The organism is Streptomyces sp. NPDC056738, assembly GCF_042790435.1.
GTDB lineage: Bacteria > Actinomycetota > Actinomycetes > Streptomycetales > Streptomycetaceae > Streptomyces.
This window is the reverse complement of the sequence record NZ_JBHTZF010000009.1, coordinates 28,299-41,387: the sequence shown is the minus strand read 5'-3', so window position 1 is coordinate 41,387 and position 13,089 is coordinate 28,299. Positions and strand designations below refer to the sequence as shown.

14 protein-coding genes are annotated in these 13,089 nt (G+C 71.1%); all 14 read left to right on the top strand.

The window, feature by feature from the left end:
- Window positions 1–166 precede the first annotated feature (166 nt).
- The 14 genes from pgsA to ACFRIC_RS23565 all read left to right on the top strand — a co-directional run bounded on the left by pgsA (window position 167) and on the right by ACFRIC_RS23565 (window position 12,966).
- Window positions 167–889: a phosphatidylinositol phosphate synthase gene (pgsA, locus tag ACFRIC_RS23630; RefSeq protein WP_382789580.1), complete on the top strand. Its 723-nt coding sequence runs from the start codon at window positions 167–169 to the stop codon at window positions 887–889.
- Window positions 886–1,836: a phosphatidylinositol mannoside acyltransferase gene (locus ACFRIC_RS23625; RefSeq protein WP_382788879.1), complete on the top strand. Its 951-nt coding sequence runs from the start codon at window positions 886–888 to the stop codon at window positions 1,834–1,836. The genes pgsA and ACFRIC_RS23625 overlap by 4 nt, the downstream gene beginning before the upstream one ends.
- Entirely contained in the window at window positions 1,833–2,993 is a 1,161-nt protein-coding gene (locus ACFRIC_RS23620; protein ID WP_382788876.1) for a glycosyltransferase family 4 protein, read from the top strand. The genes ACFRIC_RS23625 and ACFRIC_RS23620 overlap by 4 nt, the downstream gene beginning before the upstream one ends.
- A 170-nt stretch (window positions 2,994–3,163) precedes the next feature.
- A complete protein-coding gene (locus ACFRIC_RS23615) occupies window positions 3,164–3,709 on the top strand; it encodes a hypothetical protein (protein ID WP_382788873.1) in 546 nt (181 codons plus the stop codon).
- Window positions 3,710–3,831: 122 nt separating this feature from the next.
- A complete protein-coding gene (pdxS, locus tag ACFRIC_RS23610; RefSeq protein WP_037621192.1) occupies window positions 3,832–4,746 on the top strand; it encodes a pyridoxal 5'-phosphate synthase lyase subunit PdxS in 915 nt (304 codons plus the stop codon).
- Window positions 4,747–4,750: 4 nt separating this feature from the next.
- On the top strand, window positions 4,751–5,356 hold the full coding sequence (pdxT, locus tag ACFRIC_RS23605) for a pyridoxal 5'-phosphate synthase glutaminase subunit PdxT (RefSeq protein WP_382788870.1): 606 nt from the start codon (window positions 4,751–4,753) through the stop codon (window positions 5,354–5,356).
- A gap of 76 nt (window positions 5,357–5,432) precedes the next feature.
- Window positions 5,433–6,185 (top strand): YebC/PmpR family DNA-binding transcriptional regulator, encoded by a 753-nt coding sequence (locus tag ACFRIC_RS23600; protein ID WP_382788867.1) that lies wholly within the window; start codon window positions 5,433–5,435, stop codon window positions 6,183–6,185.
- A gap of 132 nt (window positions 6,186–6,317) precedes the next feature.
- Complete coding sequence (gene ruvC, locus ACFRIC_RS23595; RefSeq protein WP_382788865.1) at window positions 6,318–6,914, top strand: crossover junction endodeoxyribonuclease RuvC; 597 nt, start codon at window positions 6,318–6,320, stop codon at window positions 6,912–6,914.
- Window positions 6,911–7,522, top strand: a complete 612-nt coding sequence (ruvA, locus tag ACFRIC_RS23590; RefSeq protein WP_382788862.1) for a Holliday junction branch migration protein RuvA — start codon at window positions 6,911–6,913, stop codon at window positions 7,520–7,522. Before ruvC ends, ruvA begins: the two co-directional genes overlap by 4 nt.
- Before the next feature lie 97 nt (window positions 7,523–7,619).
- Window positions 7,620–8,714, top strand: a complete 1,095-nt coding sequence (gene ruvB / locus ACFRIC_RS23585) for a Holliday junction branch migration DNA helicase RuvB (RefSeq protein ID WP_382788859.1) — start codon at window positions 7,620–7,622, stop codon at window positions 8,712–8,714.
- Window positions 8,715–8,889: 175 nt separating this feature from the next.
- Window positions 8,890–9,408 carry a preprotein translocase subunit YajC gene (gene yajC / locus ACFRIC_RS23580; RefSeq protein WP_382788856.1) on the top strand — a complete coding sequence of 173 codons (519 nt, stop codon included), beginning with the start codon at window positions 8,890–8,892 and terminating at the stop codon, window positions 9,406–9,408.
- Window positions 9,409–9,549: 141 nt separating this feature from the next.
- On the top strand, window positions 9,550–11,310 hold the full coding sequence (gene secD, locus ACFRIC_RS23575) for a protein translocase subunit SecD (RefSeq protein ID WP_382788853.1): 1,761 nt from the start codon (window positions 9,550–9,552) through the stop codon (window positions 11,308–11,310).
- 1 nt (window position 11,311) lies between these two features.
- Window positions 11,312–12,430 carry a protein translocase subunit SecF gene (secF, locus tag ACFRIC_RS23570; RefSeq protein WP_382788851.1) on the top strand — a complete coding sequence of 373 codons (1,119 nt, stop codon included), beginning with the start codon at window positions 11,312–11,314 and terminating at the stop codon, window positions 12,428–12,430.
- Entirely contained in the window at window positions 12,427–12,966 is a 540-nt protein-coding gene (locus tag ACFRIC_RS23565) for an adenine phosphoribosyltransferase (protein ID WP_382788848.1), read from the top strand. The genes secF and ACFRIC_RS23565 overlap by 4 nt, the downstream gene beginning before the upstream one ends.
- The last annotated feature ends 123 nt before the right edge of the window (window positions 12,967–13,089 follow it).

Genomic DNA, 13,089 nt, shown 5'->3' with positions numbered 1-13,089 from the left:
GGGGCCGCGTGCGGCGGCTCCGGTGACGCCCGCGGTCCTTCGAGCTTTGCACTCGCGTCACTGTGCGTCCATACAAGGGACGCGATCGCGCCGTGACACCGGCGGCATCGCGTCGTGACACGGGGGGCGGGTGCCCGGCCATCGCACAAGCGCACGCGTGACTACGATGGGCCAGCCGACGGCCAGCAGGGGCCGCCCGGCGACACCGACCCTCGGGAAGGCCATGCTGAACAAGTACGCGCGTGCATTCTTCACGCGTGTCCTCACACCGTTCGCCGCGTTTCTCGTCCGCCGGGGGGTGAGCCCCGACACGGTCACCCTCCTGGGCACCGCCGGCGTCATGGCGGGCGCGCTGGTCTTCTTTCCCCGGGGAGAGTTCTTCTGGGGAACGATCGTCATCACGCTCTTCGTGTTCTCCGACCTGGTCGACGGGAACATGGCGCGCCAGCTCGGCCGCTCCAGCCGCTGGGGTGCCTTCCTGGACTCCACGCTCGACCGCGTCGCCGACGGCGCGATCTTCGGCGGCTTCGCGCTCTGGTACGCGGGCAACGGCGACGACAACGTCCTGTGCGCCGTGTCGATCTTCTGCCTCGCCAGTGGCCAGGTGGTGTCGTACACCAAGGCGCGCGGTGAGTCGATCGGTCTGCCGGTCGCGGTCAACGGTCTCGTCGAGCGCGCGGAGCGGCTGGTGATCTCGCTGGTCGCGGCCGGTCTGGCGGGTCTGCACACGTTCGGTGTGCCCGGCATCCAGGTGCTGCTGCCCATCGCGCTGTGGATCGTCGCCGTCGGCAGCCTCGTCACGCTGATCCAGCGCGTCGTCACCGTGCGCCGGGAGGCAGCCGAGGCGGACGCCGAGGTCGCCGCCCAGAACACCGAGGCCACCTCGTGACCAGCCTGCGCGACAGGCTGGTCGACGGCGCCTACGCCATGGGCTGGAGCGTCGTCAAAAAGCTTCCCGAGCCGGTCGCCGTGGGCCTCGGCCGCACGATCGCCGACATCGCGTGGAAGCGGCGCGGCAAGGGCGTCCAGCGCCTGGAGAGCAACTACGCGCGCGTGGTGCCGGACGCGACACCGCAGCGGCTCGCGGAGCTCTCCCGGGCCGGCATGCGCTCGTACCTGCGCTACTGGATGGAGTCGTTCCGGCTTCCCGCCTGGAGCGAGGAGCGGGTGACGAACGGGTTCGAACCCAAGGACGTCCACCACCTCACCGAGGGGATCGCCTCCGACCGGGGCGTCATCCTGGCCCTTCCGCACATGGCGAACTGGGATCTCGCGGGCGCCTGGGTCACCACCGGGCTCCGGACGCCGTTCACGACCGTCGCCGAGCGCCTCAAGCCCGAATCGCTGTACGACCGTTTCGTCGCCTATCGCGAGGGCCTCGGCATGGAGGTCCTGCCGCACAGCGGGGGCGCCGCGTTCGGCACGCTGGCCCGGCGCCTGCGCGACGGCGGGCTGATCTGCCTGGTCGCCGAACGGGACCTGTCCGCCTCGGGCGTCGAGGTGGAGTTCTTCGGCGAGACGACCCGGATGCCCGCGGGGCCGGCCCTGCTCGCCCAGCAGACCGGCGCGCTCCTCCTGCCGGTCACGCTCTGGTACGACGACTCTCCCGTGATGCGCGGCCAGGTGCATCCGCCCGTCGAGGTCCCCGCGTCAGGCAGCCGGGCCGAGAAGACGTCTGTCATGACACAGGCGCTGGCGGACGCCTTCGCCCACGGCATCGCCGAGCACCCGGAGGACTGGCACATGTTGCAGCGGCTGTGGCTCAAGGACCTCGACGCAGGGAAGGCTCCCCGCGAGGGGTCCGACGCGCAGGATCCCGAGAAGAGGGCTTCGTGAGGATCGGCATCGTCTGCCCGTACTCCTGGGACGTCCCGGGCGGCGTCCAGTTCCACATCCGCGACCTGGCCGAACACCTCATCGGTCTGGGGCACGAGGTCTCCGTCCTCGCCCCCGCGGACGACGACACGCCCCTGCCCCCGTACGTCGTCTCGGCCGGCCGCGCGGTCCCGGTCCCGTACAACGGCTCGGTGGCGCGGCTGAACTTCGGCTTCCTGTCGGCGGCCCGGGTGCGGCGCTGGCTGCACGACGGCACCTTCGACGTGGTCCACATCCACGAGCCGTCCTCGCCCTCGCTCGGCCTGCTCACGTGCTGGGCGGCCCAGGGGCCGATCGTCGCGACCTTCCACACCTCGAACCCGCGCTCCAGGGCGATGGTCGCCGCGTACTCGATCCTCCAGGCCGCCCTGGAGAAGATCAGCGCGCGCATCGCCGTGAGCGAGTACGCCCGGCGCACGCTGGTGGAACACCTCGGCGGTGACGCCGTCGTCATCCCGAACGGCGTCGACGTCGACTTCTTCGCCCGCGCCAAGCCCAAGCCCGAGTGGCAGGGCGACACCATCGGCTTCGTCGGACGCATCGACGAGCCCCGCAAGGGCCTCCCGGTGCTCATGAAGGCCCTGCCCGCGATCCTGGCCGAGCGTCCCCAGACGCGGCTGCTGGTCGCCGGGCGCGGCGACGAGAAGGAGGCCGTGGAGTCGCTGCCCGCCGAGCTGCGTTCGCGCGTGGAGTTCCTCGGCATGGTCAGCGACGAGGACAAGGCCCGTTTCCTGCGCAGCGTCGACCTGTACATCGCGCCCAACACCGGCGGCGAGAGCTTCGGGATCATCCTGGTCGAGGCCATGTCCGCCGGGGCGCCCGTGCTCGCCGCGGACCTCGACGCGTTCGCCCAGGTCCTCGACCAGGGCGCGGCGGGCGAGCTGTTCGCCAACGAGGACGCGGACGACCTGGCCCGCGCCGCGCTGCGCCTGCTCGCCGACCCGGAGCGCCGGGCCGCCCTGCGCGAGCGGGGGAGCGAGCACGTACGGCGCTTCGACTGGTCGACGGTCGGGGCGGACATCCTGTCCGTGTACGAGACGGTGACCGACGGCGCCGCCGCGGTGGCCACCGACGAACGCACGGGCCTGCGGGCCCGCTTCGGCCTGGCGCGCGACTGACCCCTCTCGGACGGCGGGCCGGGCCCGCGGCCGACACGCGCGGGCCGGCCTCGATCCGGCCCGCGGCCGAGCCACTCCGGGCCCGCCCGGCACGCGCGCGGCTCCGGGGCGGCTCGCCCTGTGCGCGGGCCCCGGTGGGGCGGTGATCGGCACGGGTAGCCTTGCGGCCCGTGACCGCAACCCTGATCTGGATCCTCGTCGGCCTCGTCGTGATCGGCCTCTACCTGAGCTGGACCGCCGGGCGTCTCGACCGGCTGCACGCCCGTATCGACGCCGCCCGCGCCGCCCTCGACGCTCAGTTGCTGCGCCGGGCCTCCGTGGCACAGGAACTGGCCACCTCCGGGGTGCTCGACCCGGCCGCCTCGATCGTGCTCTACGAGGCGGCGCACGCGGCCCGGCAGGCCGAGGAGGAGCAGCGCGAGGTGGCCGAGAGCGAGCTGAGCCAGGCCCTGCGGGCGGTCTTCGGGGAGACCCAGCAGGTCGAGGCGGTACGCGAGGTGCCCGGTGGCGAGGAGGCGGCCGGTGAACTGGCCCAGGCCGTGCGCCGGGTGCCGATGGCGCGGCGCTTCCACAACGACGCCGTACGCGCCGCCCGCGCCCTGCGCCGGCACCGCAAGGTCCGCTGGTTCCGCCTCGCCGGCCACGCCCCGTTCCCCATGGCCTTCGAGATGGACGACGAGCCCCCGACGGCCCTGGCGGACCGCCCGACGAACTGATGGACACGGGAGGGCGGCCAGGAAAACGATCCACCGCCTCCTCATTGGCCCTTGCAGTGGCCTGGTCGCGTCGCGTTTCCTCGGAGCTGCAGAAATCCTCTTTCCCCGAGTGAGGTCAACCCGTGTCCAGCACCCTCCCCAACTCCGCCGAGAACACCGCGATCGGTACCGCCCGCGTCAAGCGCGGCATGGCCGAGCAGCTCAAGGGCGGCGTGATCATGGACGTCGTCAACGCGGAGCAGGCGAAGATCGCCGAGGACGCCGGCGCCGTGGCCGTCATGGCCCTGGAGCGGGTCCCCGCCGACATCCGCAAGGACGGCGGAGTCGCCCGGATGTCGGACCCGAACATGATCGAGGAGATCATCGAGGCGGTCTCGATCCCGGTGATGGCCAAGTCCCGCATCGGCCACTTCGTCGAGGCCCAGGTCCTGCAGTCCCTCGGCGTCGACTACATCGACGAGTCCGAGGTCCTCACCCCGGCCGACGAGGTCAACCACTCCGACAAGTTCGCGTTCACCACGCCCTTCGTTTGTGGCGCCACCAACCTGGGCGAGGCCCTGCGCCGTATCGCCGAGGGCGCGGCGATGATCCGCTCCAAGGGCGAGGCCGGCACCGGCAACGTCGTCGAGGCCGTGCGCCACCTGCGTCAGATCAAGAACGAGATCGCCCGCCTGCGCGGCTTCGACAACAACGAGCTGTACGCCGCCGCCAAGGACCTGCGCGCCCCCTACGAGCTCGTCAAGGAGGTCGCCGAGCTCGGCAAGCTGCCGGTCGTGCTGTTCTCCGCCGGTGGTGTCGCCACCCCCGCCGACGCCGCGCTCATGCGCCAGCTCGGTGCCGAGGGCGTCTTCGTCGGCTCCGGCATCTTCAAGTCCGGCGACCCGGCCAAGCGCGCCGCCGCCATCGTGAAGGCCACCACCTTCTACGACGACCCGAAGATCATCGCGGACGCGTCCCGCAACCTCGGCGAGGCCATGGTCGGCATCAACTGCGACACGCTCCCCGAGACCGAGCGCTACGCCAACCGCGGCTGGTAGTCACATGACCACTCCTGTCATTGGCGTCCTGGCTCTCCAGGGCGACGTACGGGAGCACCTCATCGCCCTGGCCGCGGCGGACGCCGTGGCCAGGCCGGTGCGGCGCCCCGAGGAGCTCGCCGAGATCGACGGCCTCGTCATACCCGGCGGCGAGTCCACCACCATCTCGAAGCTCGCGGTCCTCTTCGGAGTGATGGAGCCGCTGCGCGCGCGGGTCCGCGCCGGCATGCCCGTCTACGGCACCTGCGCGGGCATGATCATGCTCGCCGACAAGATCCTCGACCCGCGCTCGGGCCAGGAGACCATCGGCGGCATCGACATGATCGTGCGCCGCAACGCCTTCGGACGGCAGAACGAGTCCTTCGAGGCGGCGGTCGACGTCCGGGGCGTCGAGGGCGATCCTGTAGAGGGCGTCTTCATCCGCGCACCCTGGGTCGAGTCCGTGGGAGCCGAGGCCGAGGTGCTCGCCGAGCACGGCGGCCACATCGTCGCCGTACGCCAGGGAAACGCGCTCGCCACGTCGTTCCACCCGGAACTGACGGGCGACCACCGCGTGCACGGTTTGTTCGTCGACATGGTGCGCGCGAACCGGACACCGGCGTCCTTGTAGGATCTGTGGGGTCTTCCCAGGCTCTCGACGCCTGGGGGAGTCCGTACAGGTTGGGTTACGCGAAGGAGACAGGCAGATGTCCGGCCACTCTAAATGGGCTACGACGAAGCACAAGAAGGCCGTGATCGACGCCAAGCGCGGCAAGCTCTTCGCGAAGATGATCAAGAACATCGAGGTCGCGGCCCGTACGGGCGGCGCCGACGTGTCCGGCAACCCGACGCTGTTCGACGCCATCCAGAAGGCGAAGAAGAGCTCGGTCCCGAACAAGAACATCGACTCCGCGGTCAAGCGCGGCGCCGGTCTCGAGGCCGGTGGCGCCGACTACGAGACGATCATGTACGAGGGCTACGGCCCGAACGGTGTCGCGGTGCTCATCGAGTGCCTCACCGACAACCGCAACCGCGCCGCCTCCGACGTGCGTGTCGCCATGACCCGCAACGGCGGCAGCATGGCCGACCCCGGCTCGGTGTCGTACCTCTTCAACCGCAAGGGCGTCATCGTCGTCCCCAAGGGTGAACTGACCGAGGACGACGTCCTGGGCGCCGTGCTCGACGCGGGCGCCGAGGAGGTCAACGACCTCGGCGAGAGCTTCGAGGTCCTGTCCGAGGCCACCGACCTGGTCGCGGTCCGCACCGCGCTCCAGAGCGCCGGCATCGACTACGACTCCGCCGACGCCAACTTCGTCCCGACCATGCAGGTCGAGCTCGACGAGGAGGGCGCGCGGAAGATCTTCAAGCTGATCGACGCGCTGGAGGACAGCGACGACGTGCAGAACGTCTTCGCCAACTTCGACGTCAGCGACGAGGTCATGGAGAAGGTCGACGCCTGACCTGGGGCTTGCACGAAGCGACGGGCCGACGGGACACCCCCCGTCGGCCCGTCGCTCTGTCAGTGGCACCCGATAGCCTGCACGAACTGGGGAGACCCCCAGCGACGACCGGCGAGTTCGAAGGAGGCCCGGGTGCGGGTGCTGGGTGTTGACCCCGGGTTGACCCGATGCGGTGTCGGGGTGGTCGAGGGAGTCGCCGGGCGGCCCCTGACCATGCGCGGCGTCGGAGTCGTCCGCACCCCGGCGGACGCCGAGCTCGGCCTGCGCCTGGTCGCCGTCGAGCAGGGCATCGAGCAGTGGCTCGACGAGTACGAACCCGAATTCGTCGCCGTGGAGCGGGTGTTCAGCCAGCACAACGTCCGGACCGTGATGGGCACCGCCCAGGCCAGCGCCGTCGCCATGCTCTGCGCGGCCCGCCGTGGCATCCCCGTCGCGCTGCACACCCCGAGTGAGGTCAAGGCCGCCGTCACCGGCAGCGGCCGCGCGGACAAGGCCCAGGTCGGCGCGATGGTCACCCGCCTGCTCCGGCTCTCCGCGCCGCCCAAGCCCGCCGACGCGGCGGACGCCCTCGCGCTCGCCATCTGCCACATCTGGCGCGCCCCGGCCCAGAACAGACTCCAGCAGGCCGCCGCGCTGATCGCGCCCGACCGGGCCGTCGCGCAGAACAGACTCCAGCGGGCCGCCGCCGCGCAGGCCCGGAACCCAGCATCGAAAGGCCGTACCGCATGATCGCCTTCGTCAGCGGCCCGGTCGCCGCCCTCGCCCCCGACTCCGCGGTCGTCGAGGTCGGCGGAATCGGCATCTCCGTCCACTGCACCCCGGGCACGCTCGCCGGGCTCCGCACCGGACAGCAGGCCAAGCTCGCCACCTCCCTGGTCGTCCGCGAGGACTCCCTGACGCTGTACGGCTTCGCCGACGACGACGAGCGCCAGGTCTTCGAGCTGCTCCAGACCGCCAGCGGAGTGGGCCCGCGTCTCGCCCAGGCGATGCTCGCCGTGCACACCCCCGACGCCCTGCGCCGCGCGGTGTCCACCGGTGACGAGAAGGCGCTCATCGCCGTCCCCGGGATCGGCAAGAAGGGCGCCCAGAAGCTGCTGCTGGACCTCAAGGACCGGCTCGGCGAACCGCTCGGTCCCGGCGGCCCGGCCATCGGCACGCCGGTCACCGCGAGCTGGCGCGACCAGCTCCACGCCGCGCTCGTCGGCCTCGGGTACGCGACCCGCGAGGCCGACGAGGCGGTCGCCGCCGTCGCCCCGCAGGCCGAGGCCGCCGAGGGAACCCCGCAGGTGGGCCAGCTCCTGCGCGCCGCCCTGCAGACCCTGAACCGAGCACGCTGAACGGCCCCGGCCCCCGGGCCGGCCGCGTGCCCCGGAGCGGCCCGCGCCCGGGTCACCGCCGACCGCCCCACCACCACGAGACCGCGAGGCACCACCGATGAACTGGGACGACACGACAGACGAAGCCGCCGGCGAGCGGCTCGTCGGACCCGCCGACGACCGGCTGGTGCGCCCGGTCGCCGACGGCGAGGACCAGGCCGTCGAGGCCGCGCTGCGCCCCAAGGACCTGGACGAGTTCATCGGCCAGGAGAAGGTGCGCGAACAGCTCGACCTGGTCCTGCGGGCGGCCCGCGCGCGGGGGGCCACCGCCGACCACGTCCTGCTCTCCGGCGCACCCGGCCTCGGCAAGACCACCCTCTCCATGATCATCGCGGCCGAGATGGGCGCCCCCATCCGCATCACCAGCGGCCCCGCGATCCAGCACGCCGGAGACCTCGCCGCGATCCTCTCCTCCCTCCAGGAGGGCGAGGTCCTCTTCCTCGACGAGATCCACCGCATGTCCCGGCCCGCCGAGGAGATGCTCTACATGGCGATGGAGGACTTCCGCGTCGACGTCATCGTCGGCAAGGGCCCCGGCGCCACCGCCATCCCGCTGGAACTGCCCCCGTTCACCCTGGTCGGCGCCACCACCCGCGCGGGACTCCTGCCCCCGCCGCTGCGCGACCGCTTCGGCTTCACCGCGCACATGGAGTTCTACGAACCCGCCGAGCTGGAGCGCGTCGTCCACCGCTCCGCCGGCCTCCTGGACGTGGAGATCGGCGCCGAGGGAGCCGCGGAGATCGCCGGCCGCTCCCGCGGCACGCCCCGTATCGCCAACCGCCTGCTGCGCCGCGTACGCGACTACGCGCAGGTCAGGGCGGACGGGATCATCACCCGGGAGATCGCCGCGGCGGCCCTGAAGGTCTACGAGGTCGACGCGCGCGGTCTGGACCGGCTCGACCGCGGGGTCCTCGAAGCCCTGATCAAGCTTTTCGGCGGCGGACCTGTCGGATTGTCCACACTCTCTGTCGCTGTGGGGGAGGAGCGTGAGACCGTGGAAGAGGTCGCCGAGCCCTTCCTCGTACGAGAGGGACTCCTCGCCCGCACTCCCCGTGGCCGGGTGGCGACACCCGCGGCATGGGCACATCTCGGCCTCACGCCGCCCCGCCGGTCGACCGGCGGAAACGGACAAGAGGACCTGTTCGGGGCGTGACGGCGTGCGTACGCACCGGGGCAGGAACCCCGGTGCCATGCTGAGCGTTGTTCCCTGAGTGCGGACTCGCTTAGACTCCGCCGATGCCGCCCTTGTCGACGGCAGACACCCCCCATACATACCCCCATCCAGCAGGCCGCTCACCTGGTGCGGTCGAAGAAGGAAGTTCCGACCCGTGAGTCTCGTGACCCTCCTCCCGTTCATCGTGCTCATCGGGGCCATGTTCCTGATGACCCGGTCGGCCAAGAAGAAGCAGCAGCAGGCGGCTTCCATGCGCAACGAGCTCCAGCCCGGCTCCGGCGTGCGCACGATCGGCGGTATGTACGCCACTGTCAAGGAGGTCAACGACGACACGGTCCTCCTCGACGCCGGCCCGGGTGTCGACCTGCTCTTCGCGAAGAACGCGATCGGCGCCGTCCTCACGGACGACGAGTACAACCGCATCGTGCACGGCATCGAGCACGACCTGAAGGCCGACGGCACCGTCGTGCCGGACGACGCCTCCTCCCTCACCGAGACCGACGAGCCCGCCGCCGACGCCTCTTCCGACGCCTCCGACGACAAGCCCCTCGACCTCGGCAAGAAGGACCTGGGCGACAAGCCGGCCGACGCCGTCGTCGAGACGAAGGCCGACGAGCCCGTCGCCGACGAGGCGGAGCCGAAGAAGACCGACGGCGAGGCCGGCGCGAAGTAGTCACGACCCGGGAGCCCGGCGCGATCCGCTCGCGCCCCACACCTCCCGGGACGTGCTGTTCTCGCACGGAGTCCCGACACCATGGCATGGCCGTCCACGCGCTCACCCGGCGCAGGGCGGCCCGAGAGGGAGTACGAGAAGGTGGCAGCACCGAAGAAGGGCCGGAGCGCGAGCGCCCAGAGCAGGCCGGGGCGCTCGCTGGCCCTGATCCTGATCGCCATCGCGGCGCTCACCGGAGGGATGTTCGCCTCCGGGCAGACCACTCCGCGTCTCGGCATCGACCTCGCCGGCGGCACGAGCATCACGCTCACGGCGAAGAACGAGCCGGGTCAGCCCAACGCGATCAACAAGACCAACATGGACACCGCGGTCGACATCATGAACCGCCGTGTCAATGGGCTCGGTGTCTCCGAGGCCGAGGTTCAGACCCAGGGTTCCGACAACATCATTGTCAACATCCCCAAGGGCACGAACTCCGAGCAGGCCCGCAAGCAGGTCGGCACCACCGCCAAGCTGTACTTCCGCCCCGTGCTGACCACGGACGTCTCCGGTGCCGCGGCGTCGTCCAGCCCGTCGCCGAGCGCCTCCAGCAGCTCCTCCGGCAAGGCCGGGGACAAGGCGACCTCGTCCTCCTCGTCCTCCGCGACGCCGTCCGCGTCCGCCACCACCCAGGGCCGCGTGGTCAGTGACGCCCTGAAGGCGGGCTCGTCGCCGTCCGCGAGCGGCACCCCCAGCTCCTCGGCCTCGCCCTCCACGAGCGCCTCGCCGTCCGCGAGCGTGGACCCCGCCACCGCCAAGCTCCAGGCCCAGTACGAAGCGCTGGACTGCACCGACAAGGCCGTCCGCGCCACGGCGGGCACCGGCGCCAAGCCGACCGAGCCGACCGTGGCCTGCGGCCAGGACAAGAACTCCTCCGGCCAGTGGCAGAAGTACATCCTCGGCCCGGCCGAGGTGGCCGGTACGGACATCAAGAAGGCCGGCGCGGTCTTCGACACGCAGAGCGCCGCGGGCTGGAAGGTCACCATGGACTTCACGTCCGGTGGCTCCAAGAAGTTCGCCGCCATCACCGGCAAGCTCGCCCAGAACCAGCCCCCGCAGAACCAGTTCGCGATCGTCCTCGACGGACAGGTCGTCTCGGACCCCTCGGTGGCCCAGTCGCTGAGCGGCAGCGCGGAGATCTCCGGCAGCTTCTCCCAGACCGAGGCCGAGGACCTGGCCAACATGCTGAAGTACGGCGCCCTGCCGCTCAGCTTCAAGGAGTCCAGCAGCACCACGGTCACCGCCGCGCTCGGCGGTGAGCAGCTCCACGCCGGTCTGATCGCGGGCGCCATCGGCCTCGCCCTGGTCGTCCTCTACCTGGTGATCTACTACCGGGGCCTGTCGGTCATCGCCATCGCCTCCCTGGGCGTCTCGGCGATCCTCACGTACGTGCTCATGGCGCTGCTCGGCCCGGCCATCGGCTTCGCGCTGAACCTCCCGGCCGTCTGCGGCGCGATCGTCGCGATCGGCATCACGGCGGACTCGTTCATCGTGTTCTTCGAACGCATCCGTGACGAGATCCGCGAGGGCCGCACCCTGCGTCCGGCCGTCGAGCGCGCCTGGCCGCGTGCCCGTCGCACCATCCTGGTCTCCGACTTCGTGTCGTTCCTCGCCGCCGCGGTGCTCTTCATCGTCACCGTCGGCAAGGTCCAGGGCTTCGCGTTCACCCTCGGTCTGACCACGGTGCTCGACGTCGTCGTGGTGTTCTTCTTCACCAAGCCGCTGATGACCCTCCTGGCCCGCAGGAAGTTCTTCGCGGAGGGCCACCGCTGGTCCGGCCTCGACCCGAAGCGACTGGGCGCCAAGCCGCCGCTGCGCCGCACCCGTCGCGCGTCCGCCCCCGTCGACACGAAGGAGGCGTGAGATGTCGAAACTCGGCACCCTCGGCGCCCGGCTCCACCGCGGCGAGATCGGCTACGACTTCGTCGGCAAGCGCAAGATCTGGTACGGCATCTCGATCCTGATCACCATCACGGCCATCCTCGGCCTGACGGTGCGGGGCCTGAACATGGGCATCGAGTTCCAGGGCGGCGCCGTCTTCACCACCACCGGGAAGAGCAGTGTCTCGGTGACTCAGGCCGAGACGTTCGCGGAAGAGGCCTCCGGCCACGACGCGGTCGTCCAGGGGCTCGGCAACGGCGGCCTGCGCATCCAGATCGCCGGCATCGACACCGACAAGTCCGACGCGATCAAGCAGAAGCTCGCCACGGACCTGAAGGTCAATCCCGAGGACATCAACGCCGACCTCGTCGGTCCGAGCTGGGGTGACCAGATCGCCAACAAGGCCTGGGAGGGCCTGGCGATCTTCATGGTCCTCGTCGTGATCTACCTGGCGATCGCCTTCGAGTGGCGCATGGCCATCGCGGCCCTGGTCGCCCTGATCCACGACATCACCATCACGGTCGGCATCTACGCCCTGGTCGGCTTCGAGGTCACCCCGGGCACCGTGATCGGTCTGCTCACGATCCTCGGTTACTCGCTCTACGACACGGTCGTCGTCTTCGACAGCCTCAAGGAGCAGACGAAGGGCATCACCAAGCAGACCCGCTGGACCTACAGCGACGTCGCCGACCGCTCGATCAACAGCACCCTGGTGCGTTCCATCAACACCACGGTGGTCGCGCTGCTGCCGGTCGCCGGCCTGCTGTTCATCGGCGGCGGCGTGCTCGGCGCCGGCATGCTCAACGACATCTCGCTGTCGCTGTTCGTCGGCCTCGCGGCCGGCGCGTACTCCTCGATCTTCATCGCCACGCCGCTCGTCGCCGACCTCAAGGAGCGCGAGCCGGAGATGAAGGCCCTGCGCAAGCGGGTCCTGGCCAAGCGCGCCCAGGCGGCCGCCAAGGGCGAGTCCCTGGAGCCGCAGGCCGCCGAGCCCTCGTACGAGGACGACGAGGACGACGTCACCCCGGCGGTCGTCGGTCCCCGCAACCAGCCCGCGTCCCGCTCCCGCGGCCGCGGCCGTCCCTCGGGGAAGCGCCGATGACCGGCATCGAGGAGCTGCTGACCAGCCGCATCCGTGACGTGGCCGACTACCCGGAGCCGGGTGTGATGTTCAAGGACATCACCCCGCTCCTGGCCGACCCGGCCGCGTTCGGTGCGCTGACCGGCGCCCTGGCGGACATCGCCGTGCGCACCGGCGCCACCAAGATCGTCGGTCTGGAGGCGCGCGGCTTCATCCTCGGAGCCCCGGTCGCCGTCCACGCGGGCATCGGCTTCATCCCCGTGCGCAAGGCGGGCAAGCTCCCCGGAGCGACCCTGTCGCAGGCGTACGACCTGGAGTACGGCTCCGCCGAGATCGAGGTGCACGCCGAGGACCTGAGCGGCGCCGACCGCGTCCTCGTCGTCGACGACGTCCTCGCCACCGGCGGCACCGCCGAGGCATCCCTCCAGCTCATCCGCAGGGCGGGCGCCGAGGTCGCGGGCCTCGCCGTGCTGATGGAGCTGGGCTTCCTGGGCGGCCGCGGCCGTCTGGAGCCGGCCCTGGCAGGAGCTCCCCTGGAGGCGCTGCTGACGGTCTGAGGACCGCGCGCACGCCACCCGGGAGTCCGCTCCCGGACAGGCCCCCGAAAGGCCTGAGGCACCCGTAGGACACCCTGGAGGCGGGCCCGGAGGAATCCGGCGCCCGCCTCCGGCGTTCCCCCT